General features: G+C 70.8%; 21 protein-coding genes. 8 read left to right on the top strand and 13 right to left on the bottom strand.

The annotated features are described in order from the left end of the window. Window positions 1-7: 7 nt before the first annotated feature. From WMF28_RS33935 to WMF28_RS33915, 5 genes are all read right to left on the bottom strand, one after another. A complete protein-coding gene (locus WMF28_RS33935) occupies window positions 8-598 on the bottom strand; it encodes a hypothetical protein (protein WP_437597640.1) in 591 nt (196 codons plus the stop codon). Window positions 599-690: 92 nt separating this feature from the next. Next, entirely contained in the window at window positions 691-1110 is a 420-nt protein-coding gene (locus WMF28_RS33930; RefSeq protein WP_437597639.1) for a hypothetical protein, read from the bottom strand. Then, window positions 1074-2189 (bottom strand): ACR3 family arsenite efflux transporter, encoded by a 1116-nt coding sequence (gene arsB / locus WMF28_RS33925; protein ID WP_437597637.1) that lies wholly within the window; start codon window positions 2187-2189, stop codon window positions 1074-1076. The genes WMF28_RS33930 and arsB overlap by 37 nt, the downstream gene beginning before the upstream one ends. Window positions 2190-2410: 221 nt before the next feature. Continuing rightward, a complete protein-coding gene (locus WMF28_RS33920; RefSeq protein WP_437575279.1) occupies window positions 2411-2758 on the bottom strand; it encodes an ArsR/SmtB family transcription factor in 348 nt (115 codons plus the stop codon). A gap of 113 nt (window positions 2759-2871) precedes the next feature. Continuing rightward, window positions 2872-3945 (bottom strand): STAS domain-containing protein, encoded by a 1074-nt coding sequence (locus tag WMF28_RS33915; protein ID WP_437597636.1) that lies wholly within the window; start codon window positions 3943-3945, stop codon window positions 2872-2874. A gap of 426 nt (window positions 3946-4371) precedes the next feature. Between WMF28_RS33915 and WMF28_RS33910 the strand changes: the two genes are divergently transcribed. Beyond that, window positions 4372-5967 (top strand): MYXO-CTERM sorting domain-containing protein, encoded by a 1596-nt coding sequence (locus tag WMF28_RS33910; RefSeq protein ID WP_437597635.1) that lies wholly within the window; start codon window positions 4372-4374, stop codon window positions 5965-5967. 254 nt (window positions 5968-6221) lie between these two features. Continuing rightward, window positions 6222-6998: a hypothetical protein gene (locus tag WMF28_RS33905; RefSeq protein ID WP_437597634.1), complete on the top strand. Its 777-nt coding sequence runs from the start codon at window positions 6222-6224 to the stop codon at window positions 6996-6998. 52 nt (window positions 6999-7050) lie between these two features. On the opposite strand, the gene WMF28_RS33900 is transcribed toward WMF28_RS33905, so the two are convergent. Then, window positions 7051-7752 carry a Mut7-C RNAse domain-containing protein gene (locus tag WMF28_RS33900; protein ID WP_437597633.1) on the bottom strand — a complete coding sequence of 234 codons (702 nt, stop codon included), beginning with the start codon at window positions 7750-7752 and terminating at the stop codon, window positions 7051-7053. Window positions 7753-7770: 18 nt separating this feature from the next. Between WMF28_RS33900 and WMF28_RS33895 the strand changes: the two genes are divergently transcribed. Continuing rightward, window positions 7771-8790 (top strand): matrixin family metalloprotease, encoded by a 1020-nt coding sequence (locus WMF28_RS33895; RefSeq protein WP_437597632.1) that lies wholly within the window; start codon window positions 7771-7773, stop codon window positions 8788-8790. A gap of 51 nt (window positions 8791-8841) precedes the next feature. Here WMF28_RS33895 and WMF28_RS33890 read toward each other — a convergent pair whose 3' ends face one another. Both WMF28_RS33890 and WMF28_RS33885 read right to left on the bottom strand, forming a co-directional pair. Continuing rightward, the gene (locus WMF28_RS33890) at window positions 8842-9669 is read right to left on the bottom strand and encodes a hypothetical protein (RefSeq protein ID WP_437597631.1); all 828 of its coding nucleotides are present in this window, start codon (window positions 9667-9669) and stop codon (window positions 8842-8844) included. 827 nt (window positions 9670-10496) lie between these two features. After that, complete coding sequence (locus tag WMF28_RS33885; protein ID WP_437597630.1) at window positions 10497-10697, bottom strand: hypothetical protein; 201 nt, start codon at window positions 10695-10697, stop codon at window positions 10497-10499. Between the two features lie 342 nt (window positions 10698-11039). On the opposite strand from WMF28_RS33885, the gene WMF28_RS33880 reads away from it, so the two are divergent. Then, the gene (locus WMF28_RS33880; RefSeq protein WP_437597629.1) at window positions 11040-12269 is read left to right on the top strand and encodes a flavin-dependent oxidoreductase; all 1230 of its coding nucleotides are present in this window, start codon (window positions 11040-11042) and stop codon (window positions 12267-12269) included. 390 nt (window positions 12270-12659) lie between these two features. Here WMF28_RS33880 and WMF28_RS33875 read toward each other — a convergent pair whose 3' ends face one another. From WMF28_RS33875 to WMF28_RS33865, 3 genes are all read right to left on the bottom strand, one after another. Further along, window positions 12660-13820, bottom strand: a complete 1161-nt coding sequence (locus WMF28_RS33875; protein WP_437597628.1) for a Kelch repeat-containing protein — start codon at window positions 13818-13820, stop codon at window positions 12660-12662. Between the two features lie 1006 nt (window positions 13821-14826). Next, the gene (locus tag WMF28_RS33870) at window positions 14827-15486 is read right to left on the bottom strand and encodes a response regulator transcription factor (protein WP_437597627.1); all 660 of its coding nucleotides are present in this window, start codon (window positions 15484-15486) and stop codon (window positions 14827-14829) included. 119 nt (window positions 15487-15605) lie between these two features. Beyond that, a complete protein-coding gene (locus tag WMF28_RS33865; protein WP_437597625.1) occupies window positions 15606-16052 on the bottom strand; it encodes a DUF2147 domain-containing protein in 447 nt (148 codons plus the stop codon). A gap of 1784 nt (window positions 16053-17836) precedes the next feature. Here WMF28_RS33865 and WMF28_RS33860 point away from each other — a divergent pair. After that, entirely contained in the window at window positions 17837-17959 is a 123-nt protein-coding gene (locus tag WMF28_RS33860; protein ID WP_437597624.1) for a hypothetical protein, read from the top strand. Window positions 17960-18160: 201 nt separating this feature from the next. Here the strand turns inward: WMF28_RS33860 and WMF28_RS33855 are convergent, their stop codons facing one another. Continuing rightward, window positions 18161-19441 carry a hypothetical protein gene (locus WMF28_RS33855; RefSeq protein WP_437597623.1) on the bottom strand — a complete coding sequence of 427 codons (1281 nt, stop codon included), beginning with the start codon at window positions 19439-19441 and terminating at the stop codon, window positions 18161-18163. 31 nt (window positions 19442-19472) lie between these two features. Next, a complete protein-coding gene (locus WMF28_RS33850; RefSeq protein ID WP_437597622.1) occupies window positions 19473-21095 on the bottom strand; it encodes a hypothetical protein in 1623 nt (540 codons plus the stop codon). A 539-nt stretch (window positions 21096-21634) separates the two neighbouring features. On the opposite strand from WMF28_RS33850, the gene WMF28_RS33845 reads away from it, so the two are divergent. From WMF28_RS33845 to WMF28_RS33835, 3 genes are all read left to right on the top strand, one after another. Further along, window positions 21635-22402, top strand: coding sequence for a hypothetical protein (locus WMF28_RS33845; protein ID WP_437597621.1), 768 nt, complete (start codon window positions 21635-21637; stop codon window positions 22400-22402). A gap of 487 nt (window positions 22403-22889) precedes the next feature. After that, on the top strand, window positions 22890-23111 hold the full coding sequence (locus WMF28_RS33840) for a hypothetical protein (RefSeq protein WP_437597620.1): 222 nt from the start codon (window positions 22890-22892) through the stop codon (window positions 23109-23111). Window positions 23112-23131: 20 nt separating this feature from the next. After that, the gene (locus WMF28_RS33835; RefSeq protein ID WP_437597618.1) at window positions 23132-26017 is read left to right on the top strand and encodes a poly(A) polymerase; all 2886 of its coding nucleotides are present in this window, start codon (window positions 23132-23134) and stop codon (window positions 26015-26017) included. Window positions 26018-26066: the final 49 nt, after the last annotated feature.

Genomic DNA, 26066 nt, shown 5'->3' with positions numbered 1-26066 from the left:
GGGGCGCTCAAAAGCAGCTCGATCGGGCCTCGAAGCGCGCCGCGTAGTTCGCCCCGAGGTCGCTGTCCCACAGGCCGTGGGACTCGGCGGCCACCTCGATGTCCCAGGCGTTCATGTGGCCGTGCTCATCGTAGGCCCACAGGAAGAGAGCCTCCTCGACCGCGGTCGGCTCATTGCAGACCCAGGTGCCGCTCGATCCCGGCGGGAGCGGCGCGCCGCCGCAGAGGCGCAGGCCCGCGTCGTCGGGCGGCGGCGAGCACCACGCGCAGTCGCGGGGCGCGTTGCTGGCGAGGACGTAGGCGTCGCCGTGCGCGCCCGCGCTCGCCGGGAGGAACGCGTCGCTGCCGTTCAGCCGGACGTAGAGGTTGATCTCGTGATCCGGGTAATAGGCGCGCAGGTAGCCGCGATAGGCCACGGTGAGCTTCGCGGCGTCGCTCCGCACCGGATCCTGGATGAGCTCGAACGGGCCGGTGTGCACCGTCGCCGTGGGCCCGCAGTGATCGTAGCTGGGCGGGTAGTTCGAGGCGGCGGCCTCGCGGGGGACGGCGGAGAGCGCGAGCGAGAGCGGGAGCGCAGCGGCGAGCGTCTTGCGGAACATGCGTGGACCTCCGAGGCGTGTCGGCGCCGGGGCGGCGCGCAGCGCTGTCGCGCGGGCCCGGCCAAGGGGGCTACCAGCTCCACCCACGCCGGTCAACGCGGCCCGGGCAGATGACCGCCGTCGCCGCGCGCGCCGGCCACGGTCGCGTTCCCGGTAGCCCAGAGCGGCGCGATCTGTGATGCGACCAACGTCGCCGCGCCGGCCCCACAGAGCTGCGCGAGCACCCGTGCTCCCGCGCTTCTCCAAGGCTGCCCGCCCATCGCGGATGCGATGAGCGTGTGGTGCGTCGTCAGGTCGACCCCGACCTCGCGCATCACCTCGATGGCGTACGGGTTCACCTTCGACGGCTCACTCCCCGCGCTCTGCACGGCGATGCGCGAGCCGAAGAGCTTGCGAGCGAGGCCCTCGGCCATCTGGCTACGTGCCGAGTTGGCGACGCAAAGAAAGAGGATCGTCTTGCCGGTGTTCATCGTGGTCAGGCCTTGCTCTCGGGAGTGCTCGGGCCGGCGCATGCGGGCGGCGCGACCTCGAGCGGGGTGTTGGGGAAGAAGCGCCTCCGCGCCCACAGGGCGACGCTCACGAGGCCGATGAGGACGGGCACCTCGACGAGAGGACCGATGACCGCCGCGAACGCCGCGCCACTGTGAATGCCGAAGCTCGCGATCGCGACAGCGATGGCCAGCTCGAAGTTGTTCGACGCAGCCGTGAACGAGAGCGTCGCCGACTGCTTGTAGTCCGCGCCGACGCGCTTGCTCATGAAGAACGACACCGCGAACATCAGCACGAAGTAGATGAGCAGCGGCGCCGCGATGCGAAGGACGTCGAGCGGCAGCTGCACGATGGCCTCGCCCTTCAGCGAGAACATCACCACGATGGTGAACAGCAGGGAGACGAGCGTGATGGGGCCGATGCGAGGCACGAACGCCTTCTCGTACCAGTCACGCCCCTTCGCGCGCACGAGCACCCGTCGCGTGAGGAACCCGGCGGCGAAGGGCACGCCGAGGTAGATGGCCACGCTCGTCGCGATCTCGCCGATGCTGATGTTCACGACGGCTCCCTCGAGTCCGAGCCAGGTCGGCAGGAGCGTGGCGAAGAAGTACGCGTAGACCGAGAAGAACAGGACCTGGAAGATCGAGTTGAAGGCCACGAGCCCGGCGCAGTACTCGGTATCGCCCTTGGCGAGATCGTTCCAGACGATGACCATCGCGATGCAGCGCGCGAGCCCGATGAGGATGAGGCCGAGCATGTACTCGGGCTTGTCGCGCAGGAACACCACCGCGAGCCCGAACATCAGCAGCGGGCCAATGATCCAGTTCTGGACCAGCGACAGCGTGAGCACCCGCTTGTTGCGGAAGACCTTGCCGAGCTCCTCGTAGCGGACCTTGGCGAGCGGCGGGTACATCATCAGGATCAGCCCGGCCGCGATAGGAATCGACGTCGTGCCGACGCTCATGTCGTTGAGCGCAGTCGTGAAGCCGGGCGCGCGGAAGCCGAGGGCGACGCCCAGGCCCATCGCGAGGAAGATCCAGAGCGTCAGGTAGCGGTCGAGGAAGGAGAGCTTGCCGAGCAGGCCGGCGTTCGCGTTGGTCATGCGAGTTCAGTTCCTTGTGGTCGTGCGAGGCGTCCGTACCCGACTGCGCTGTCATGGCGCTGCCTCCGCGCTCACCTGGCCGGGCTCCGCGAAGAGAGCGAGCCGGGCTTGTGACGCCGGTGGAACAGCACACGGCGGGGTCGAACACGCGGAGGGGCACGGGCATGGGAGCTTCATTTCGTTAATCGTCGATTAACGATAATCTGGACGTGCGACGGCCATCAGAGCCCCCCGACGAGGGCCTTCAGACGCCGGAGCGCCCGGGGCTCGATGCAGTAACAGACGCGGGGGCCGTCGACGTCGCCGCGGATGAGGCCGGCCTCCTTGAGCACCTTCAGGTGCTGCGAGACCGTCGACTGCGCGAGCGGCAGCTCGTCCACGATGTCGCCGCAGACGCACGCGTTCTTTCGGATCAGGATACGCACGATCTTCACGCGCGCCGGGTGTCCGAGCGCCTTCGACAGGCTGGCCAGCTCCTCGTCGGCCTCGTCGCCCTCGATCGGCCGGAGGTCTACCTGCTCGCGCGCAGGCGGACAGCAGCGGTCGGTCGCCTCTGGCGTCGTTCTCATCGTAAGATGACGATAGGAGAGGATGCGCCCTCTGTCAATCGGCGGATTTCACCCCTGGTCGTCGCGGTGTCGAGGTCGCTTCTTCAGGAGGGGGATCGCGCAGGGACCCACCGTCACCCGAGGCGGGATACAGCGCCGGAGCCCGCGGCCATGCACGCCTTGAGGCCCTCCTGGAGGTTGCGCAGCGTCACGATCCGCTCGAGGTCCATGCCCAGCGACACGACGGTCTGCGCCACCGCGGGTCGGATGCCGGTCACCACCACACGGGCGCCGAGGAGCTCCACCGCGCGCACGATGCGGATCAGGTGATCGGCCGTGCCCGTATCCACCGCATCGACCGCGGTCAGATCCAGGATGACATGGCGCGTCTGGCTGTCGACGATCGCGCCGAGCAGCCGCTCCATCATCGCGGACGCGCGCTGGCTGTCGAGCCCCCCCATGACAGGGACGGTGAGCACGCCGTCCCACACCTGGATGATCGGCGCCACCATCGCGCAGAGCGCCGACTCCTGCTGCTCGATGAGCTGCAGCTTCTCGCGCAGCGCGAGCTCGGTCCGCTCCCGCTCGGCGACCTCCTTCTTGAGCGTGGCCAGCGCGACCGCGAGATCCGTGCTCGTGGCCTGATCCGTCTCGCGGAACGCTGCCAGCCGCGCCTCGACGGTCTCGTGGGTCGGACGGACCAGGAACTCGTCGTACTCCGCGCCCTTCGCCGCGAACGCGGTCTGCTCGGCCCAGCAGGGGACCCCGAACAGGCGCTCGGTGATGCCGGCCAGCTTGCCGGCTGTCATCGAGCTCCCCCAGCTGACCTCCAGCGCGCGCTGGTAGATCGACTCCCAGTTGTTGAAGGTGCGATACCGGGCCTCACGGCGCTCACGGTCCAGCGCGACGATGTCCCACCGGCCCCACCCGGCCGGCCTGGCGATCTCGTTGAGCCGGCGGAAGCCCTCCTCGAAGCTCGGCTGTGTGCTGATGATGGACCAGTCACCGTCGACGCTCTGCCGTCCCCCGAGCTGGAGACACAGATTGAAGCGGTCGACCCCCACCATCGCCACCATGCCCGACATCAGGCCGGCCACCGAGCTCGGGATCCACATGCTCAGGGTGGGCATTCCGGCCCACTGATTGATGCCGTTCTCCAGGTCCCATTCGATGTCGAAGCCAGCGATTGTTATTCGGGGATTTGTCATGGGCTCACGGGGCGGTCTGATCTGGCTCGGAGACGAGGCGCCGCTTGCGTTGCGATCCGTCGCCGCAGGTGCTCCTTGCCTCAGGCGCGCCGGAGCGGCAAGCACGAGCGTGACCGCGCATCGCGTATCCGCCCCGAGAGCGCTCCGAGCGCGTGCCGGCTGATGTCCTGAACCTGGCGACAGGATGTGCCCGCCGGAGGCGAGCCGCGGGCCACAGCGAGCTGGGCCGTTTCGCGGCGACCTGGGTCGGGCCGCGCCGGTCGCGCAACTCGGGTCGGGTCGCGGCCGCCGCGATCGCAGAGCCGCGGTTCACGCCGAGGTGCGCGTAGGGAGCGGCGTTGCAGGCGGGCGCCCGACACTTGGTTCGTCTGCTGTCATCGAATGTTTCCGTTGACGCTGGGGCGCGCGTTTCTGTATCACCGTGTGATGAAGTACGCTTCGATTCTCTCGGGGGCTCTCTCACTCGGCCTCTCGTCGCTCTCCGCGAGCGCGCTGGTCACGCAGCCGAACGGCGCCGTGATGCCGCGGGACTCGATGAATCGCGAGGTCCAGCTCTATACGCTGTTCGCCGATCGGGGAGAGGCGATCGACTACCAGGCTGATGGGAACACCACGCCGTCCACCTTCTCGCCGCTCTGCGGCTTCACGGCGGAGCTCGTGCTCACCCAGACAGGGGCTCGGCTCGGGGTCGGCTGGTACAACGTCGACCCGGTCGCCCCGGCGCCGCCGGCGCTCGCGGACATCCACGAGATCGTCCCCGCCGGCGCCCCCGTCGGCACCCTCGTCACCGCGGCGGATATCCGGAGCGATCCCGCCTATGCGGGCGGGCAGATCGGCTTCGCGCTCATCGGCTCGCAGATTCATTACTCCGAGCAGCGGTGGAATCAGGTGTGCACGGGCTGCGCCCCGCCCGGCCCCTGGGTCACCGCGGTCATCTATACCTCGGTGGTCACGCCGAACGCGTTCTACGTTGCCTTCGAGGACGGCAGCGTCGGCCCGAACCCCGACGACTTCAACAACGACGGCGACTACAACGATTACGTCTACTTCTTCAGCGGCCTCACCTGCACCGGCGGCGGCGAGCCGTGCGAGACCGGGCTGCCCGGCGTGTGCGCGCCGGGGTTGACCCAGTGCGCGGCGGACGGGCTCACCTGCCAGGGGCTCGTGCCCTCATCGCAGGAGGCCTGTGATGGGCTCGACAACGACTGCAACGGCACGACCGACGAGGGCGAGCTCTGCCCGACGGATCAGGTCTGCGACCGGGGCGTGTGCGTGCAGGCGTGCGGCAGGGGCGAGTTCGGGTGTCCGCCGGAGAAGGCGTGCAATGCCGCGGGGTTCTGCGTCGATCCAGCCTGCGCCGAGGTCGCCTGCGACGCGGGGCAGGTGTGCGTCGGCGGGGCGTGCCGGGCGCCTTGCGATGGAGTGCAGTGCCCCTTCCCGGCGGTGTGCCGGGTCGGGGTCTGTGTCGATCCGTGCAGCAACGTGACCTGCGAGAGCGGCACGGTCTGCGACGGCGGCGTGTGCAAGCCGAGCTGTCCCTGCACGCCGTGCCCGGGCGGAAGCGCGTGCGAGGAGGCGAGCGGGCTTTGCAGAGAGCCGGCCTGCGTCGACGTCGCGTGTCCGCCCGGCCAGCGCTGCGACGCCGGGGCCTGCGTGGACGCGTGCGCCGGCGCGGTGTGCCCGAGCGGGCAGACCTGCGCCGGCGGCGCCTGCGTGGACGACCCGAGCACGACAGCGGGCAGCGGGGCCGGCGACTCGACGGGCGTGGGCCTGGACGTCGGCGCGGGCGGCGGCGCCACGGGTCCGGCCGGCAGCGTCGGCGCGGGTGGCAGCGGCGGTGCCGGCGGCGGCTCCGGCGGGGCCGGCGGGGCCGGCGCGGATGGCGCCGGCGCGGACGGCGGCTGCGGCTGCCGCGTGGCCGGCGCGCAGGGCTCGCTCGGGGCGCCGCTCGCGGCGATCGCGCTCGTGGTGGCCGGCGCGCTCCGCCGGCGGCGGCGCGGCGACGCCTCGGCGAAGGGTTAGAAAGGGGCCCGGGACCACGCCCGGGCACCCGCCGTCACGGATTGAAATACGGATCGTTCGCCATGCGCACGAAGGCGCCCTGCGACTCGGTCGAGACCCCACGGCGACCAGTCGCCGTTCATCTCGGCGCCGAAGTCCACGAAGAACTTCTTGTCGACTTCCACGATGCGCTCTCGGGCCTCACTGCACCGTCCACGGCGCAGTAACCTCAGGTGGAGCTCCTCTCCGGCAACCGGTCATGGCATAGTGCGCGCATGAATCGTCGATTGCTTGGCTCAGCTCTCTTCGCACTCCTCCTCGCTGCCTGCGGCGACGATACCGAGGCGCCGCCCGGGAGCGGCGGTGCGGGCGGCGCGGGCGGCGAGGGCGGCGAGGGCGCAAGCTCGACGGGGGGCGGCGGGGGCGGGGCGCCGGTGGTCTGCGGGGGGAGCGCGGGAGCGACCTGCGGCGAGACGGAGTACTGCGATACCCGCGAGACGGCTGGCGACGCGTGCCCCGGAGAGGCGCAGGGCGTGTGCGTCCCCCGGCCGAGCCTCGGGGACTGTCCCGAGGACTGCCCGGGGGTCTGCGGGTGCGATCAGCGCGTCTATTGCAATGCGTGCCTGGCGCACGCGGCCGGGATGAACGCGTCGGAGGATACGTCCTGCGCCAGCGCGGACTACGTGATCGGCGCGCACGATAGCGTTTACGTGCACCACGCCGATCTGGAGGCGAACCGCTGCCTGACGCTCTACCTCGCCTGGCCGACCGAGAGCCCTCCGCGCTTTGCGGCCGTCGAGCTCCCGGAGCTCTGGGCCTTGCTCAGCGTGTCGCTCACCGGGGAGATGCGCGACTGCACGCAGCCGCGCACGCCGGACGCCGACGGGCTCCACGAGGTGACCGGCGCCGCCGGCACCATGTCGTGGGAGTCCGAGCCGGCCACCGGCATCCCGTGCATCATCGACATGGACATCACCGCCACGCTCGACGGGGAGCCCGAGACCGAGCGCTTCGAGGCGACCGGCGTGGTCGTCGACAACACGTGCCTGTAGCGTGCGCCGGCCGGGCCGCCGAGCCGTTCGGGCGGGGGGAGACGCTCGACCTTCAGGTTGAGCTGCGCTGTCGACGTGCCGCGATCGACATCGCAGCGGGGGGCTCGGCGCCCGCGCCGGCCGCGGCCGCGGCCACGCCGGCGGCGATGCCCTCCCAGTGGCTGCCCTTCCACAGGACCTTGTCGCAGCGCTCGCAGCGCCAGAACTCGTCGTAGCGATCCGCCACCATCCCGGGCACCGCGCCGCGCACCGTGTCCTTCGGCGCGGCCGCGAGCGCGCCGCCGCACGCCATGCACCGCGGATCCCGCACGCGCAGCCCGAGCTCCCGCAGCACGAAGCCCGCCTGCTCCATCGGCCGCAGCCCGCGGGGCACGTACAGCCCGCGCACGGCCGCCGTGCGCAGGGGGCGCCGCTCGAACACCCCCGCGTCGGAGCTCAGCAGCACCCGGCCGGTCTGCAGCGCGAGCCGCACGAGATCGCCGTCGTCGATCCCGTGCTCGAACGTCGCGTCGTACCCCGCGCCGCGCAGCCAGCGCGACAGGCCGCCGAGCATCGCGTCGCACAGGAAGCTCGGCGCCGCCGCCCCGCCCTGGGCCGGATCCTCCCGGTCCTGGGCCGGATCCTCGCCGCCGCCCGCCTCACCCACGAGCTCGCCCCATGGGCTCAGGATGGCGCCGGGCCCGCGGGCGGCAAGGGCGCCGCCGCGAAATCCCCACGCCCCCGTCGCGGGCTGGTACCGTCGCCGTACGGTCAAGCGATCGTGGAGGAGTCGATGTCGACGAAGAGTGCGAGGTGCCTTTGCGCGGCTGCCGCGTTCGCCGCGCTGGCGAGCGCGCAGCAGGCCTCGGCCTACTGCCGCTCGAACACCTGCAAGGTCTCGGATCTCTGCCTGCAGGACGACCTGCCGGTCGGCTATTGCAAGCCGCTCCGCTGGCGGGGCAGCTGCATCGGCTTCAGCATCCAGGAGGACGCGTCGAGCGAGATCTCCTACCAGGAGATCTCCGACGTGCTCGATGCCGCGTTCAGGACATGGCAGGAGGCGCCCTGCGACGGGGGAACCCCCGGCTTCCGCGTGCAGAACCTCGGGCCCGTGAGCTGCGGCGCGGTGGAGCTGAACGCGAGGGACGGCAAGACCCGGGTCGTCGACGGGCTCGTGCCGGGCAACGCCAACGTGGTCGCCTTCCGCGACCTGGACTGGCTCGCGGCCGCGGGGCACAGGAGCGAGATGCTCGCGCTCACGACGGTGCAGTTCGACAAGAACACAGGTGATCTCTGGGGCGCCGACATGGAGATCAACACCCATCTCTACGACTTCACCGTCGATGACGACTCCGCGGCGCCGAGGGAGGACCTCCTCGCCATCGTCACGCACGAGGCCGGGCATTTCCTGGGTCTCGACCACTCCCAGGCCGGCCCGGAGGCGACCATGCACGAGCGGTACGATCGGTCGGATCCGATGAACTTCCGGACGCTGCACGCGGACGACATCGCGGGCATCTGCCAGATCTACCCCCCGCGGGATCTCTCCACGTCGGAGTGCAACCCCATCCCTCCCCACGGGTTCTCGCCGGAGTGCGCGGCAGACCAGCAGATCACCTGCGGCATGGCGCCGCCCGCCGCCCGCCGCCCGGGCTCAGGCTCGGGGTGGCTCGCCGCGCTCGCCGCCGTCGCGATCGGCGCCGCCGCCCGGCTCCGCGCCGGCGCGCGCGGCCGGCGCGAGGAGCCCCGGCGGGGGCGCTCCGCCGGCGGCCCCGGCGCCGCGCCGCCGGGGCCGCGGCGGGAGAGCGCGTAGGCGACCCCCGCTCCAGCGTCCGCTTCCCGGGAGCGCGGTCACCTCGCCGGTCTACGCTGCCCTGGGGCGCTCCACGCGGAGCTCGGTCCAGGGCGAGGTCTGCTCGGCCAGGGTGCGGTAGGCGAGCGCGGCGGCGCCGACGAAGAGCACCGCGAGCGCCGCCGGGCCGACGCCGATGTCGCCGGCCGGGCCGAGGGCGCCGAAGACGCTCGCGTGGAACGCCCGGAAGAGGCCGAGGTGCAGCGCCGTGAGCGCCGCGCCGAGCGAGAGCGCCCAGGCGCGGTGGAAGCGCGCGCGCCGGGCGTGGTGCGCGATGACCGTCTCCGAGGAGACGCAGAGGCTGCCGTACGTGGGCGCCCGGAGCACCCAGGCCTGCGCGGCGTCGCGGTACCCTTTGCCGGCGGCGCTCGCGTCGACCTCGCGGCGCACCGAGCCGGCGATGTAGATCGCGTCGCCCGGGCGGACCTCGGACAGGTAGACGGGCACGCCGCCGCGGCACGCCGGGACGAAGGTGGTGTCGAGGTTCAGCCGGCTGCACACCGGCTCGACGCGCACGGCGGCGCCCGAGGGGAGCCGGAGCGAGAACGCGCGCGCCCGGGTGTGCCACGCGCCCGGCGCGGCGCCGGCCCGGCCGCTGCACGGGATCTCGACCGCGATCACCGCGTCGTCCGGCGCGGCGTCCTCCGCGACGACCTCGCCGCGGAGGAGGGCGAACCCCTCGCGCATCGCGCCGGGCGAGGCCGAAGGGCTCCGCGCGTACGCGGCGATCTGCGAGCGCCGCTGGTGGTGGAGGTAGCGCCCGATCGCGATCGCGACGGCGGCGCCCAGCACCACCCCGGCGACGCCGTAAACGATGAGGAGACTCGCGACGAACCCCATCGCGGCAGATTAAACGTGCGACCCCGGGGCGTCGAGGTGGGCTGTTCGGTGCGCTGGGCGGGCGCCCCGCGCGCCTGCCGCTGGTTGGCATGCGCACGATTCCGACGGGCTCGGCGCGGGGGCCATACACGTCGCCAATACCGTCCGCAGCGAACTGGTCGAGGCGCCATCGCTCGACTCGTTCGCGGCTCAAGTCGTCCTCATGGCCAGCTTCGTTGCATCTTCCGCTATCCGGCCCATCGAGATCCGCTTCAGGTCGTGTGTTGCGACAGCAAACCTCTAATCCGGATCGCGCTCGTTCGTGGCGTGGAGCGTGCCATGGATAGTTTGTTGATACAGCGTCGTTTTCCAGGAGGGCCGGATCGCATGGCGGAATGGTCTGTCGACCGAGGGCAGGTCCCGCAGATGGGGCTTGACGTCTCCGAAGGGTTTCGATTTCCTTCTCCCTCGGCATGTACGACCGCACCGAGGACTTCATCGGCGGTGGCACCCATCCCCCCAGGATCCACAGCCCGGGCGAGTACGACGCCCTCAAGGCTTGAACGGCCGCCGGGCGGCAGGGCCCGCGAGAGGGCCGTTCAAGTCCCCGCCCCGGGCTCCTTGGCCTCGCAGCCCGTCGCCGAGCAGTTGGATGGCACGAGCGGGCTCGCGGAGGACGGCCGGCCATCCGATGAACGCGCACCGGCCGTCCTCGAGCTCCGTGAGCGCGATCCTTCCCCGGCCGGTCGTCGCCGAGGAGGGGTCGCCGATCACGGCCCTCCCGTGCACGTGGCCGACGGCGCCTGGCACGTGGCCGACGGCGCCTGGATCGAGCGGCCGCTCCCGGTCTACGGTCTCGATGTCAGCCCGGCCAGGATCGCATCGAGGCGCCGGAGCACCCCTTCGAGCCGCTCGATCGCCGCCTTCAGATACTCCCGGTACTCTCGATTGTCGGTATGGACCAGCTCTTCTCGCATCCCCACGAGCCGGATGGACAGCGCTGTCCTCATATCTCTCGCTTCGCGCTCGTCGAGCTCGAAATGAACCATGGCCAACTCTCTCCCTGATCTACGAGCGGCATGTCCCCAGGACCGCGGGGTACATGGTGACGCGACGTCTCGCTGTCATCGGCTCCCGCGACATCGGGAGCGCCTGCCGCGAAAGCCGTCCTGGTTCGCCGGCCTCCGGGCGCTGGCGGGCAGCGTCCGGAGGATGGGCGAGCCCGCGCGCTCGCCGGCACCGACGAGAACGGCGAGATCGGGCCGCTCGCCTGCATCGGGGCTATGCACGGCGGCCGCGATGATGACCCTCCGCGGCCGCCGTGCCGGCGATCGAGAGGGCAGCGGCTTCAACAAGGGGCGGCGTCGAGCCGCATGTCCACGGGAGGACTTATGCAAGTGATCGTCGCGGGCGCCGGGATCGGCGGCCTGGCCGCGGCTCTGGCGCTGCACGCCTCGGGCCATGAGGTGGCGGTGTTCGAGGCGGCGCCCAGCATCCTGCCGCTCGGGGTCGGCATCAACCTCCTGCCCCACGCCGTGGAGGTGCTGGGCGAGCTGGGCCTGCTCGAGGCCCTGTTGGCCAACGGGGTGGCGACCCGCGAGCTTGTCTATTTCAACCGCTTCGGTCAGCGCATCTGGGGCGAGCCGCGCGGCCGCTTCGCCGGGCATGCCGCGCCGCAGATCTCCCTGCACCGCGGCGCCCTGCAGAACGTGCTGTTCGACGCCGCCGTCGAGCGGCTGGGCGAAGGCCGGGTGATCTGCGACCGGCGCCTTTCGGACCATGAAGAGAACGGAGGCCGCATCGTGGCGCGCTTCTTCAATCGCGCGGGTGCGGCCTCGAAGGTTCCCGCCGACCTCCTGATCTGCGCCGACGGCATCCATTCGGCGGCGCGCGCCGGCCTCTATCCGGACGAGGGGCCGCCGGTCTATGGCGGCCGCATCCTGTGGCGGGCGACCAGCCTGGCGGCGCCCTTCCTCACCGGCGCCAGCATGATCATTGCCGGGCATCAGGACCAGAAGTTCGTCGTCTATCCGATTTCCCCACCGGGGCCGGACGGCCGCCAGAGGATCAACTGGGCCGCCGATCTCGCGGTCGCCAGGAACCTGCGACGGGAGGACTGGGACCGGCCGGGCGACCCCGCCGATTTCCTGCCCAGGTTCGAGGACTGGCGCTTCGGCTGGCTGGATGTGCCCGGCCTGATCCGGAGCGCCGAGGCGATCTACGAGTTCCCGCTCGTCGACCGCGATCCCCTGCCGCGCTGGAGCCATGGGCGCATGACGCTGCTGGGCGACGCCGCCCATCCCATGTATCCGAACGGCTCCAACGGGGCGAGCCAGGCCATCCTGGACGCCCGCGCCCTGGTCCGCGCGCTCGCCGCCCATGCCGATCCGGTGGAAGCGCTGGCCGCCTACGAGGCCGAGCGCCTTCCCGCCACCGCCGCCATCGTCGCGGCCAATCGCCGCAACGGTCCGGAGCAGTGCCTGCAGGTCGCCTACGAGCGCGCGCCCGACGGCTTCGACCGTATCGAGGACGTCTTCGCCCCCGGCGAGCTGGAAGCCATCGCCGCCCGCTACAGGGTGCTGACCGGCCTGAAGTACGCCTCGGAGCCCCTCGTGCGCTGACAGGAGCCCCCGGCGCGCTCGCGGGTTTCGTCCAGCTCACGCGCAAGCCCGTGCCCCACGACACCTGAAGCGCCGTCCCTGCGCAGCAGGGGCCGAACTGGCAGATCGGGAAGAGCACCGGATCCGCGGTGGGCAGCGAGGAGGGGAGCAGCGACGGATCGCTGAGCGCCTGGAGCGTGATGGTGACGGGAGCCGCCGATGTGGCGCCGCCGACCTGCACGGCTGTCTCGGGGGTGATCTGGAGGAGGGGAGCGACCTGGAGCGTGATCCAGCTTTCGGAGGCGCAGGCTCTCGTGGTATCGTGAGGAGGCTTTCCTGAGGCATCGCCTCACGGTTTCCCTCCTTCCGGCGCCGCTCGTCCAGGCGTGAGCCCACCTGGATCGCTCGCGATCAGCCGCCGCAGCCGAGGGGGATCGTCAATCTCCACATGTCGTTGAGCAGCACCGGCGCGAACTCCGCTGTCGCTCCCCCGAAGACGTAGAGCTCGTAGGCCGTGGCGGTCCTGCGAGAGAAGTAGAACTGGCCGAACCTCGGCGCCGGCGCCGGCCCCGTCATCGCGGTGTCCACGCGCGTCCAGGTCCCTGTGTGGAGATCGAAGTACCAGAGATCGGACAGGGTGGACCCGTCGAACTGGCTGCCCCCGAAGAGCCAGATGCCGTCGTTGTGCTCATCGGCGATCAGCTTCGCGTTGTCGCGGTGGCCCGGTCCTCCGGCCTCGTCGAAGACGAGCTGATCCCAGGTCTCGCTGTCGACGTCGAACCTCCAGAGATCGCCGAGGTAGTTCTCCGGCGCGAACAGGCCGGTCCCGTTCACGGCGTCGTTCGTGTACCCGCCGTAGACGAGCAGGGCGTTCCAGCCCGCGGCGTAGACGAGCGGATGATGGGCTCGAGCGCGCGGGGCGGGCGAGCCGGTCGCGACCTGCTTCCAGCCGTTCTTGTAGCGGACCATGTTGTGCTGGAGGCCGTCAGGGCGGTTGATGAAGGCCGGCAGCGTCGACGAAGAGCCAGAGAAGGCGTACGCGACGGTCTTGTGCTTCCCCTTCTTGCGCACGGCGACCGCCTCCGTGGAGCGGTTGGCGCGCCCGATCTCGGCCGCGCTCTGCGCGATCTGCGTCCACCCGTGCGCCGGGTCGAACCGGAACGTGTCCTGGTGCGTGAGGTCGAGCCCGCGCCGGAAAGGACCTCTCCCGCCGGAGACGATCAGCGCGTCCTCCTCGGCGACGCACCACATCATCGACTCGGCCCTGGCGGACGGCCCGCCCGGGTACTGGCCGAGGTCGTACCAGGTCGCCGTGTCGACGTCGAAGGCGCTAAAAGCGGCCACGGGCTCGTCATCCGGGTAGGTCCCGTTCAACCCGCCGAAGATGTAGAAGAGGCCCTGGTGATAGGCGCTCGCGCCGTCCCAGATGGCGTCGGGGACGGCGCCGCCCTGCGGAATCTCGGTCCAGTAGGGCAAGCTCGACTGGGCGGCGCCCGGGCGGATCCCGGCGAACGAGAGCAAGAGAGAGAAAGAAGCGATGAGAACGATCCGAAGCTGACCCCTGCGTGTCATCCGAGCGACCTCCTTGTTTCAGGTTTCAGGCAACGGCGGGCTCGCTGGAGCAGGTCGCCGGCAGACCTTTACGTTACCACGAGAGCCTGCGCTTTCGAAAGCTGGATCACGATCCAGGCCGCGACCTCGGACGTGCCGGCGCAGGGTGACGCTCCCGGCCATTCCGGGCGTAGGTCTCTATGTTGAGACCACGAATCCACATACGGAGATGATGATGAGAAAGCTCGCAGCTACCTGCGCAGCGCTGTTATGCCTCGTTCACGGGGGAAGCGCGTTCAGCCTCACCCTAGAACGTCGATCACATTGAAATTCCGCTAAGATCGACTCATGGGAAGAGGACCGCAAGGACGCAAGGGGCGCAAGGGGGGAGAAGAATATAATTCTATCTCTGTTCCCTTGCGCCTCTCGCGCCCTTGCGGTCTCTCGTCTGACTGGGGGCCGTGCCCTTCCAGCGTGCTCCTCGGCGGCTCCGACGGGTGCCACAATCTGTTGAATTTAGCCGAATTTCAACCTATTCGGCGTTCTAGGGACGACCGATGACGCCGGCGCGCTGACCTCTGGTCCCCTCGGGAGCGCGCTCGCCCGCGACCACAACGCATTCTGGTCCGCGGAGCTGTATCTTATGAATACCCCTCGGCTTTTAGAGCAAACGCAAGCGATCTCACAACCGCAGGCTCACCTCACGCTGGATCGGCCAGCGGCTCCTCTTCCGCCGCCTCCAGCGGCGGCGCCGCGGGCGCCTCGGCGGCGTGGCTGGCCTCGGCGGCGCGTGCTCCAGCACGGACACGGCCGACGGGCCTACCGCCGAGCACCTCGGCGCGGCGGACCAGGAGCTCCTCCTCGGCGTGCTGTGCCCGCTCTTGGCGGTCAACGGCAAGGTCCAGCTCTGCCACTACACCGGCTCGGCGAGCTACCCCTACATCATCATCAACGCCAGCGTGCAGGCCTGCATTCACGATCACTCCGGCCACGCCCACGACTACATCGCCGTGCTCGACCCGACCTGTCAGGGCGGCGGCTGTCTGCCGGTGGACGCGCCCTGCGACGCCAACGTGCCGTGCTGCGACGGGCTCGCCCGCCAGATCTGCTTGTTCAGCATCCCCCGCGTCACCCGCTCGCACACCTCCCGCTGGCGCGGCGAGAGCGCCGCGAGCCGAGCGGCGAGCGCCTCCACCTCGGCCCGCGCCGCCCGCGCCTCCGCGTCGCGGGCCAGGGCGCGCGCCACGGCGGCGAGCAGGGCCTCCGCGTCGAGGAGCTCGGCGAGGAAGTCCACGGCGCCCGCCTTCATCGCCTCCACGGCCACCCCCACGTCTCCGCCGTCGCTGGTGAAGACCACGGGGAGCGCGCGCCCGTCCTCGCGCAGGAGGGCCCTCACCTCGAGGCCGTTCAAATCGAGGAGCTGGACGTCGATCACCGCGCAGCCCGACACCGCCGCATGCGCCGCCTCCAGGAAGGCGAGCGATGACGCGAACGCCTGCACCGCGTGCCCCGCCTCCTGGAGCCGCCCGGCCGCGGCCCCGCGCCACTCGAAACGGTGACCGCGGCCGACGACGTCGGCGGTGAGGTCGCCGTAGACCGTCGCGAGGAGCACGCGGGCCGCCTCCAGATCGCGCGTATGGATGAGCGGAGGGCGTTCGAGCCCCTGGCGAGCGGATCGGTCGAGCACCGTTGTCTCGGGCAGGCTGTAAGGGGAGAAACGGATTCAGCATGGCGGATCGAGAGACCGCACCGCACACGCGCCACCCTCTGCGACTGGGATCCTCGTGTGGTCCCGCGTCATGCCCGCTACTTCTTCAGCCAGGTCTGGGTCCTGCCGAGGAGGGAGATGCCCAGGAAGCCGCGCACCTTCAGCTTCTTCCCGCCCTCGATCGCCTCGAGCTTGCAGCTATAGGTCTCGCCGTTGTTCGGATCCAGGATCGTACCGTCATCGTACTCGTCGTCATCGCGGACCATGTTCTTGATGATGACGAGCCCCACAAGGGGCTTGTTCTTGTCGGCACCCTCACAGGCGGTGCAGATCTTCGGCTTCCCCTTCGCGTCGAGCGGCTGCTTCAGGCTCACGATCTTGCCGAAGATCTTCCCGCCCCTCTCGTAAATCTCTATCACCGACTGCTCGACCCCCTGCTCATCAATCGTCCGCCACTGGCCGGTCACAGGGAGAGGTGCCGCGAGCACGAGCGAGGTGGCGAGGGAGCAACCCAAGGCGGAAAAAAGAGCCAAGAACGTCTTCATGTCGTCAGAACTCCTTTCATCGGTCTGCGAAGCCACGGCGTTCGGCCCTGGCGTGGTGTTTGATTCGCATGTCGGTGTGCGCCGCTGTGTGCAACATGCCTTGGAGGGGGGACGGGGCGCCGCGCTGTTTGTTCATCGGGCCGGAGGGAGCGGCGGCGGAGGCAGAGCTCTGGTCAGAGGGGGAGCCGAACGGTGGACATGGCTCCTCTCGCAGCAGCCCTGCGGCGCGGTGGACGTCATTTTTCCCCCGAGGGTACCGAGCGGGCCCGTGGAGCGCAACGGCGCCGTGCAGCGGGGCGCCGGGACGTTGGGTGGCCAGCGAACAGTTGATTCGACGGGGCTGGATCCCGCCGTGGCCAAGCTGCCCTTGGCCCACGCCTCGGCCGCGCGGGTCCGTCCTGTGCCGGTACGATCCCGCCGACTGAGTCGGTCATGTAAGGTCCTCTATGTCAACCAGCGCGTGCAGCGTGGGCGTGCGGTGGGACCGGTGATGCCACGAACCCTTCACCGCGGGCGATGCGGCGGCGGAGGGCGCCCCGCTGGGCCACACCGGAGCCACCCTCGGCGGCGCAACAGGCGGACACCGTGAAATTCGCTACCGTTTTCGGCGGCCCGCTCGTCATCGACCAGGTGTTCCTGGCGGGACGATTCCGCGGGGGCGAACCGTCGCGTTCCGTCGCATCCCCGGGGATTTGGGGAGGGCGTGACGACGGATCGCACCCCCTTGGGAGGCGTGGACCCAACCCGGGCCCAGCGGTCAAGCCCCGGGCCTGGGGAGCTCGCCGTGACCGATCCGTCGCCTCGGGCGGCCGTGGTCGCCTCGCTCGCCAGCACCCTGAGCCGCGCCGTCGCCCTCGGGGATGAGGTGGCGGCCCGGGTCGTTCACGAGGCGATCGGTCGGCTGCTCGGGGCTGCCGGTGGCACCGGACGGGTGAGCAAGCTTGGGCCGACATATCGAGCGCGAGCCGGGTGCTCGGCGAGCACCTCCGCCGCCGCGGCAGCGAGCGTCGCGGCCCGCCGCTCCGGGTAGCTGCCGAGTTGTCCTTCCGTGGTATCGAAGGGACGCGTGGTGTCACGGCGCCGTGCCATTTCGAGCGCGGTGCGAGCACGCTGCTGTATCGCACCAATGGATGCCGAGGCGGAGGAATCAATGCGGCAGGTCGAGCAATGAATTTACCGGCGTCATGATCCGGTGTGGGGCGCCCCGCGTCGGGTACTTGAGTTGGTACGCGATGCGCCCGGCCGAAAGTTGCGAGACGCGATCACTTCCCATCCGAGCGGGCCGATCCTCCGGTTCAACCTTCGCAGTATTCCAGCAATACTGGAAGCCAAAAAATCGACATCGGCCCGTGCCCAAACTGGCTCCCCCACGTTCTCCATCGGGTGAAGGGGCCGGCGGCAACGGCGGGCCGCTTACGGGGCGCCGCGCTGCATGGGCCGGCCGGCTCCCCTCCATCCACACGTTGCGAGCTGCAGAGCTGGATTATGCGCAAGAGTTATCTCATGGCGTCGATTTTCATTGCGACCGCGCTCCTCGCGGCCGGCTGCAAGACGGGGAAATGCGCGGATGCCGTCGAGCACGCCGCGGCCTGCGGGGCCGACGACCTCGATCTCGTGGAGGGAGCGTCTGGAACAGAGGGGCGGTCCGCCTCGGCCTTCGAAGCAGCCGCCGTCCGGCGGCGGCAGCGCGATGCTCGATGTCCTCGAGTGCCCAGCTTGCAAGGGGCGGATGAAGCTCGTCGCCATGGTCACCGAGCCCCGGAACATCGTCCGCTTCCTATCTGGTGACGCTCTGCCGCCAGAAGATCCACGCCGCGGAGATCCAGGTGCAGACCATCACCGAGCAGCTCGAGCGCGAGGCCCCGGAGACCACGGACGCAGACGACGAAGAGGACGAGGACGAGTAGACAGGCGCAGGGGCCCCAGTACATGCTCAGCGACGGCGCTGACCGCATCGCCATCGATCGGGCCATCCGCGACCGAGCGCAGCACCGGCGTGCGTTGGGGACTCGAGTGCGGGCCGCAGTCACGCACGCCGGGCATCGTGGCGCCGGTGTCCGACGTGGCCGTGCCGGTGGAGGAGGGCGAGGACGACTGAGCCTGGGGGATCACGACCCCCCGATGCCCTGCTCGATCATCCACTCGAGCGTGCCTTCCTCCCGCGCGCGCTCCGCCCTCCTCGCCTCGACCTCGGCCTGCAGCTTCGCCTCCGCCTTGGCCTCCCGCTGTCGGATGAAGTCCTTCCTCTGCTGCTGGACTTCGGCGATGCGGCGCGAGAGAAAAGTCGAGATGTCGCCGACCTTCGCCGGATCGATGGCCTGGATGACGATGGCACTGCCGTCGCTCAGCTTCTCGTCCTTGGTTGACGTGGCTTTCACCTGGACCACGTTGAGGATGCCGCAGTCGATCATCGACTTGAGCCGGCCATTCGTGTCGGTCGAGTCGATTGAATACGTCTTGATCCCCGTCTTGCCGATGATGGGATAAGCGAGCAGATCGAGGTAGCCCGACTTGGCCCCGAACTGGGCGACGACGCTGAAGCGCTGGCACAGGCGTGAGAGCAGGAGGTGCTCGGCGAGGATGCCAGCCGCCTCCTCGGTGAGCTGGTTCTCGAAATGCGATGCGACCTTGTCGATCGCGGCGAGCGTCGTCTTGTTGTCCACGGTGAAGTCCACGATGTCGGCGGCGCTGGGTATGGAGTAGCGGAGGGCGCTCTGGGTCGGCTGCTTCCCCAGGAAGATGATGTGGCCGATCCCGGCGGTCCTCGCGAGCGCGCGGAGCTTTTCGATCACCTCCGACGACAGGATGGGGCTCGAGTGCTTGCAGGGCCGGAGGCGGATGATCACGGAGAGCTTGTCGTCGTTCACCTTGGGGAGCTGCGCGTCGACGAGAGTCCTCAGCTCTTTGGGGAGCCTGCCGGGCTCGTGGTGGGTGAAGGCGAGGGCGATGCTCGGCGCCGCGTCCGCGGTGTAGCGCTTGCACACGAATCCATCCATGGCGTTGAAGCTCTTCAGGTCGCTCCCTTTGAGGTCGGCCGCCTTCAGGTTGCTGCGCACCATCAATGCCAGCTCGCTCTGTCCAGCCGTGAGCTGATCGAGGAGCGACGTCGGCACGGGAATGCCCAGCGCCAGGGCAGCGAGCACGTGCGAGAATTCCCCGGGCGACAGCTTCTTCGACATGGACGACCGCTGGACCGCGGTGGCTCCTGAAACCGGTGCGCCCATCGCCGGCCGCAGCCGGACGACGGTGGCCGGGTGCGGCGGGAGGGCCGTGGGGCGCACGGTCGCTGGATGCCGCTGGACCACGGCCGCCGGGTGCGGCGGGAGGCTCGGCTTCACCAGGCGCGGTCGGGTCTCCATCGCCGGGTGCAGCCGCTTTTGCAGCTGCACGGTCGCCGGATGCGGCGGCAGCGGCGGGCGCTCACCGCCCGCCATCTGTCCCCGCCCCCTCGTCCCGCATCACCGCGCCGATCTGCACGCGCAGCGCCCTGCCCCCTCTCACGTCCGGGTCCTCCGCGAGCGCCGCGTCGAGCCATCGCAGCGCCTCCTCGCAGCATTGCTGACCGAAGTGGCAGTATGCCAGGTTGTAGGCTGTCGCCGGCGTCGTCCCGCGTGCTCTCCACGAGCGCTCGAAGTAGCGAATCGCCTCCGCCAGATACCCCAGCTCGCGCATCCACACACCGAGATGGAACAACAGATCTCGCTCTTCGCCGATCTCGTAGTGCAGCTCCTCCATGCGCCGCGCCATCCGGAAACAGGCCCGCCGCTCCTCGGCCGACGCCGAGCCCGAGAGCTCGATCACACGGTCGAACACATCCATGAACAACTTGCCGTCCATGCCGCCGAGCCGCAACGCCGAGAGGACGTGCCGCAGCCCGATCGCCCCCTGCGCCGCCTCCACCGCCTGCTTCAACGAAAACCAGTCATCCGGACCGAACCCCGAGGCCACCTCGGAGAACGCCGCGACCGTCTCCGCGCCGCCCGCGGGAGCGTCCATCAAGAACGCGCCGACACACAAGCTCCGCGACGGCTGGGGTGGGAAGAGCGCGCGCCCGCCGAGCCGCTCCACATACCTTCGGACGGCGTGATAGTTCACGGGCAGCGACACGCTGCCATGCCGCGCGATGTCCGGCTCCGGCCGATCGAGCAGCTCTTCTTCGTGGCAATACCCCCTGTCGGCCGACAGGAGCAAGAGCCCGCCGCCCGCGATCCGCGAAAGCGAGCGCACGCACGCGAGCGACGCCGTGGGGATCTGAAATGCCCCGTCGCCGATCACCCCACGATAGTCGTCCACGAGGAAACGAAAATCCGGGTCGAGATCGATCTCTCCCTCCACGGGAAACAGCACGTATTCCACACCGAGGCCGTCGAGCAGCGCCGGATCCGACCGATCCCCCACCGGGCCGCGCGCGCGGAGGGTCACCCGCGCCTCGAGCAGCTCGCCGGCCTTCAGCCGATAGGCTTCCTGCGGAAGCCCATCGAACACGTAGTTGGCGATCGCCGCGAGAGGCGCCTGCGAGCCCGGCGCGAGCGTCGTCCCCGCGACCTGGAGGTGCAGGGCTTCGTCGCGCTCCGCGTCGAACAGGGCCACGTCGAGCACGCCGGCGTCGAAGAAGGGACGGAGCTGTGGATGCGCCCGCCAGAAAGCGAGGTTCGCGGGCGAGACGTCGGTCATGACGTAGCGGACGAGGGCGCCTTCGAGCAGCGGGATCCGCGGCTCGGCGAGCAACTTTTGCAGGAAATGGTAGGCGAAGCGCCCCGAGCCCGCGCCGAGCTCCACGATGGTGAGCCGCTCGCCCGGTGCGCGCCTCCCGGCGGACGCGACATCGCGCAGAAAGCCTGTCACGACCCGCGCATAGGAGGCGGCGACGAAGGCATTCGACGTGATGTAATGGGGCACCTCGCCGCTGCGCCATGCGTCGATGCCCGTCTTCTCGAAGTAGGCTCGCTGGAGCTTCCACAGCACGGAGCGAGACAGGCGCTGCGCGCGCTCCAGCACGACGGGCTCGGAGCCGGCGCTCTGCCCCCCGGGGGCGGCGCGCACAGGGACCGCACAGGACCCGGAGCACGGACACGCCGGGCTCGCCGTACGGATCTCGGGGGGGGGCGCTGCGCCCTGCGCCGCCGGGTCAGCCACCGGAGCCGAGATCGAGGGACCATCCATGATTGGCCTTCTCCCCTCGTCTCGAAGAGCGGGCCAAGAAATCGTCCAGCGCCCTTGTCGTGCTCCCCATCCTGTTCGAACCGCCCCCGACGCAGCGCCGCCTGACGGCCCCGTGCTGCGCGCCGACCCAGCGACACACGAGCTGCGCGCCCTCCCCGGCGGCGGCACGGCGGCGCAGAGCCCCTTCCCATGGCTGGACGCCCGGGTAATCTCGGGCACTCGAGAGGTGGGCCACGAACCCGAACAGCTCATCGTGCTCGCGCGCGCGGGCGACGACCACGAAGACCACAGCAGCGAGGAGGAACAGCGCCGGGGAGCCGGAGAAGGCAGCCGCGCCCCGAAAGGCCGCTGCGCCGAAGGAGAAGGCTCCCGCGAGGCAGAAGGCTGCGACGCGCAAGAAGGAGCCGCCGCCCTCGCCGGTGCCGAGGCTCCTCGGCGTCCTCGAGTCCCAGAAGCAGCTCGGCGGCGCGTCGTACCCGCCGACGCTCGAGCGGCTCGCGGAGCTCTTCGGTGAGAAGCCCGCGAAGACGAGCAAGGCGCTGAAGGAGGCAAAGGCGCGCGTGCTGCTTTCCCGCGAGAAGAAGCCAGCGCCCGGTGCGACGCTCGTGCTGCTCGCGGAGGACGTCGAGGCGGTCGCGCAGTCCGATCGGCTCCTGGAGCTGCAGCTCCAGTCAGCGCGCAAGGCCGACGCTCCCGCGGTCGATCTGGCGCAGCTCCCCAAGGGCCTCCTGCCTGCCCTGGGCCGCGCGTTCACGGCGGCGCTCGCTCAGCGCATCGCCGAGCGCCGGCTCCCCTGCACCATCGGCGTCTTGACCGGGAAGAAACCGCTGTTCTTCTTCCTCGCCGACGCCGTCCTCCCGGCCGCCGGCGCGCCGGCGCGGCCTGCGACGACCGACGGCGCTGCCCGCCAAACGGCCCCAGACCGCCCCGGCAACGCGACCTCCGACGGCCCCGGCCATGCGGCCCCCACCCAAGCCGCCGCCCCGCCCGTGCCCTTCGTCGATCGCTTCGACGCTGCCTTCTCCTCCCTCGCCCGCGCCTCCGGCCGCCTCAACTACGTCACACTCCACGCCCTCCGCGCCGCGCTCCCAGACATCCCGCGCGCCACCTTCGACGCGGAGCTCGCCGCGCTCCGGCGGCAGCGGCGCTACTCGCTCGATCCGTCCGACGGCCACGCGGTGCCGTGACCCGCCGGCGCCCCGCGGCGCCGCCGGTGGCGCTCCGCCGGAGCGGCAGCCCCCGATGACCTGTCTATGGAACCATGACGGCCGAGCAATCCGTTGATACCGAGCCCGTGCCACCTATCACGAGGTTCGACCCGGAGCTGCTCGGGTGTCTTCAGTACCCGAAGCCGAGCGCTCTCACGGAGGGACGGGTAGATCCTGAGGCAGCATTGCCCGCTTCCTCACCGCGACCCATGAACGAGGCTTCGCGCCACGCGCCGTCCGGCCACGGCGGCTCGCCGCGCCACACTTCCTCGCGCGGCGAGCCGGCTTCGTTTTCTTGCGCACTGGAGGAGGAGGAGCACGAAGTCGTCCGGGGGGGCGGACGACCCTCCCCGTGACCCGGTCCAGCTCGATCTGTTCGCCTCGAAGCCCGGCCCGTCGGACACGCCGGAGGGGTAGAACCCAAATTCAACCAGCCCAGCCCAGTGGCCGGATCCGGCCACCACCGATGAATCTCTGGCCGGAGGCTGTCGACAGCCTCCCCGGAGAGATGAATCTCTGGCCGGAGGCTGTCGACAGCCTCCCCGGAGAGATGAATCTCTGGCCGGAGGCTGTCGACAGCCTCCCCGGAGAGATGAATCTCTGGCCGGAGGCTGTCGACAGCCTCCCCGGAGAGATGAATCTCTGGCCGGAGGCTTCAGTTGGCCGCCACACTGGACGATTCGCGTGAAGGAGACCTAAAAGATCGCGATGCGTACGAGCGAGGAGATCTACCACCGCATCCGCTGGGATGCGCGCCTCGATCCCGCACGCTTCGTGATGGGCATCGACGTGCACGCGGCGGAGCCCAAGCGCGTCCCGCTGCCGGCCTTCGTGCCGGGGGGCGACCTGCCCTGGCATCGGGTCGTGTACATCGAGGCCGAGGGCGAGAGGGTTTGGGATCGTCAGACGGGCCTCGACTCCCTCGACACGACGCAGGCCGGCCGGGTGCGCGCGCCGCAGCGGCTGCGGCCGCCGTTCTTCACGGCGCGCGTGGCCATGCGCTGGGAGGCGACGGAGGGCCGCTGGGCGCCGGCCGAGGCCGCGGCGCCCCGGTTCACGCCGGGAGCGAGCGCGCGGCTGCGCGTCCTCTCGTGGAACACGCTCTGGGACCGCTACGACGCCGAGCGCATCCACACCGCGCGGCGCCGGCCGCTGCTCGTCGAGGCGCTCGGCCGCGCCGACGCCGACGTGATCGCGCTGCAGGAGGTCGAACTGCCGCTGCTCGATCTCCTGCTCGGCGCCGGCTGGGTCCGCGCCGACTACACCGTCAGCGATGGGCCGCGCGGGCGCGACGTCGAGACCTGCCACCTGCTGCTCCTGAGCCGGCTGCCGGTGATCGAGGTGGGGTGGCACGCCCTGGGGAAGTACAAGGCCGCCGTCGCGATGACGCTGGCGCTCGCGGGAGAGCCGCTCGTCGTGGTGGCCACGCACCTCACGAGCGATCACGCGGAGGAGGGGGCACGGAAACGCGCGGCCGAGCTGGAAGACCTCGCCGTGGGCCTCTCCGCCGTCGAGGGCGATCTGGTGCTGCTGGGCGACCTCAATGACGGCGGGCCGGGTCCCGCGTCGAAGCTCGGCCTCGTGGACGCCTGGCTGGAGGCCCGCGGCGCCGGGGACGAGGCGCCCACGTTCGATCCCACCGTCAACCCGCTGGCCGCCGTCTCGTCGCTGACCGGCCGCGCCTCCCGGCTGGATCGTGTGATGTTTCGCGGGGCGGCGCTGCGCCCGATCACCGCCGATCTGGAAGGGACGACGCCGCTTCCGCCGGATGGCCTGTTCCTGTCCGACCATTACGGCGTCCGTGTCGAACTCTCCGTCGGCGAGGCGCCGGGCGAGGTCCTCGACGTGGCGACGACCGCGCGCACGGCCCTCGCGTGGGTACCGCCCGAGCCGCTCTGGCCCGAGATCCAGGCCATCCGCGCGCTCTACGACCCGCAGATCGACCGCTGGCCGCCGCACGTGAACCTCCTGTTCGGCTTCGTGCCCGAGTCGAGCTTCGAGGCGGCGCTCCCGCTCCTGTCGGCCGCCGCGCGCGAGGTCGGCCCGTTCCCCGCGGTGCTGGAGGGTACGCGCTCGTTCCGGCACGGCGCGGACGCCACCGTCTGGCTCGACCCCGCCGCGGGCGGCAAAGATCCGTGGGCGCGGCTGCATCAGGCGCTGGCGCGCCGCTTTCCGCGGTGCGTGGGGCGCGCCGAGGGCTATACGCCCCACCTGACCCTGGGCCGCGTGGACGACCCGGCGCGCGTGCAGCCCGGCTGGGCCGCGCAGCTCGGCCGCCGCGAGGCCGCGGTCGGCGAGCTGGTCCTGCTGTCGCGGCGCGGCGCCGAGCCGATGCAGGTGCGGGCCTCGGTCGCGCTGGGCAGCGGCTCGGTGCGCTGGGCGGCCGAGCCCGCGCCGGCCGCGTCCCCCCGCGCTCCGAAGCCCGACCGCGCGTCAGCGCTCGTGGCCCGGCTGAAGGCGGCCCTGCCCGGGGGCGCGCTCCACGTCACGGGCTCGCGGCGGCTCGGCTGCGCGCTGCCCGGCGCGGACCTCGACCTCGTCGCCGCCCTGCCGGGGCCCATCGATCTCGACGCCGTCGAGGTCCAGGTGCGCTCGGCCCTGCCCGAGGCGTCGACCGTGCGGCGTGTGCAGGCGATCCGCGTGCCGTGCCTCGAGCTCTGCGCGGTTGGCCTGGACGCGGACCTGACGCTCGTCGACGCGGGCGCGGTGCGACCCGAGCACGCCGTCGCGCGGCGCCTCGAGCTGGGCGAGGCCGCCGCGGTGGCCCTGAGCGCCGTCACCGACGCCGACGCGCTGCTCGAGGCTGTCGATGCGGCGTCCGCTCCCTCCGCTGCTCCTCGGCGCCGCGAGGCATTCCTGGCGCTGGCCCGCGCCGTCAAGGCATGGGCTCGCGCAAAGGGTATCGACGCTGCGCCGTTCGGTGGTCTGCCGGGCATCGCATGGCTCGTCCTGGCCGCGCGGGTCGTCTGCGACGCCCCGGACCTGGAGCCCGGGCCCCTGCTGTCCCGCTTCTTCGGCGCCTGGGCAGCCTGGGATTTTCGCCGGCCTATCGCGCTGGATCCTTCGGCTCCGGCGGTCGGCACGCCCGGGGATCCCGTGCGCATCGCGACGCCGACGGCGCCCGTGCGCTCGTGCAGCGATACCGTCGGCGCCGCCGCCCTCGCGACGCTGTCCGACGAGCTGTACTCCGCCTGGGAAGCCGTGGAGTCGGCCCTGGCCGCCGGCCGCGATCCGCTGCCCGATCTGCTCGCGCCCCCGCCGCTGCACCGGCGCCACGCCGCCTGGGCCGTGATCACCGTCGAGGCGCCCGAACCCGAGGGCGTGGCTTCCGGCCTGGGCTGGGTGCGCGGCCGGATCCGCGCGCTGCTCTCGTCCTTCGAGCGCGCCGGGGTCGGAGATCTGCGGGCCTGGCCTCATGCATTCGACAGGGGCCCGCGCCTCGCCCGCCATGCCATCGGGCTGGGCAAGAGCCCGCCTGTGGCCGCGGCCCTCGAGAAGCTCGCGGCTCCCTGGGCTGCGGGCCTGCACGGGGTGCACGTCGCGTGGGTCGAGGGCGGCGGGGTGCCGACGCTGCGCGCTGAACAGGGCGCGTGAGCGCTTCGAGAGGGGTTCGCCGCACGTCGCCCAGCGCCTGCGTGGTGGC

The sequence above is a fragment of the Sorangium sp. So ce590 genome, from assembly GCF_051521365.1.
GTDB lineage: Bacteria > Myxococcota_A > Polyangia > Polyangiales > Polyangiaceae > Sorangium.
This window is presented reverse-complemented; position numbering and strand designations above follow the sequence as displayed.

Coding starts and splice junctions, on each gene's coding strand:
- WMF28_RS33935 (WP_437597640.1), bottom strand. CDS start 598: ATGTTCCGCAAGACGCTCGCCGCTGCGCTCCCGCTCTCGCTCGCGCTC.
- WMF28_RS33930 (WP_437597639.1), bottom strand. CDS start 1,110: ATGCGCCGGCCCGAGCACTCCCGAGAGCAAGGCCTGACCACGATGAAC.
- arsB (WP_437597637.1), bottom strand. CDS start 2,189: ATGACCAACGCGAACGCCGGCCTGCTCGGCAAGCTCTCCTTCCTCGAC.
- WMF28_RS33920 (WP_437575279.1), bottom strand. CDS start 2,758: ATGAGAACGACGCCAGAGGCGACCGACCGCTGCTGTCCGCCTGCGCGC.
- WMF28_RS33915 (WP_437597636.1), bottom strand. CDS start 3,945: ATGACAAATCCCCGAATAACAATCGCTGGCTTCGACATCGAATGGGAC.
- WMF28_RS33910 (WP_437597635.1), top strand. CDS start 4,372: ATGAAGTACGCTTCGATTCTCTCGGGGGCTCTCTCACTCGGCCTCTCG.
- WMF28_RS33905 (WP_437597634.1), top strand. CDS start 6,222: ATGAATCGTCGATTGCTTGGCTCAGCTCTCTTCGCACTCCTCCTCGCT.
- WMF28_RS33895 (WP_437597632.1), top strand. CDS start 7,771: ATGTCGACGAAGAGTGCGAGGTGCCTTTGCGCGGCTGCCGCGTTCGCC.
- WMF28_RS33890 (WP_437597631.1), bottom strand. CDS start 9,669: ATGGGGTTCGTCGCGAGTCTCCTCATCGTTTACGGCGTCGCCGGGGTG.
- WMF28_RS33885 (WP_437597630.1), bottom strand. CDS start 10,697: ATGGTTCATTTCGAGCTCGACGAGCGCGAAGCGAGAGATATGAGGACA.
- WMF28_RS33880 (WP_437597629.1), top strand. CDS start 11,040: ATGCAAGTGATCGTCGCGGGCGCCGGGATCGGCGGCCTGGCCGCGGCT.
- WMF28_RS33875 (WP_437597628.1), bottom strand. CDS start 13,820: ATGACACGCAGGGGTCAGCTTCGGATCGTTCTCATCGCTTCTTTCTCT.
- WMF28_RS33865 (WP_437597625.1), bottom strand. CDS start 16,052: ATGAAGACGTTCTTGGCTCTTTTTTCCGCCTTGGGTTGCTCCCTCGCC.
- WMF28_RS33840 (WP_437597620.1), top strand. CDS start 22,890: ATGAATCTCTGGCCGGAGGCTGTCGACAGCCTCCCCGGAGAGATGAAT.
- WMF28_RS33835 (WP_437597618.1), top strand. CDS start 23,132: ATGCGTACGAGCGAGGAGATCTACCACCGCATCCGCTGGGATGCGCGC.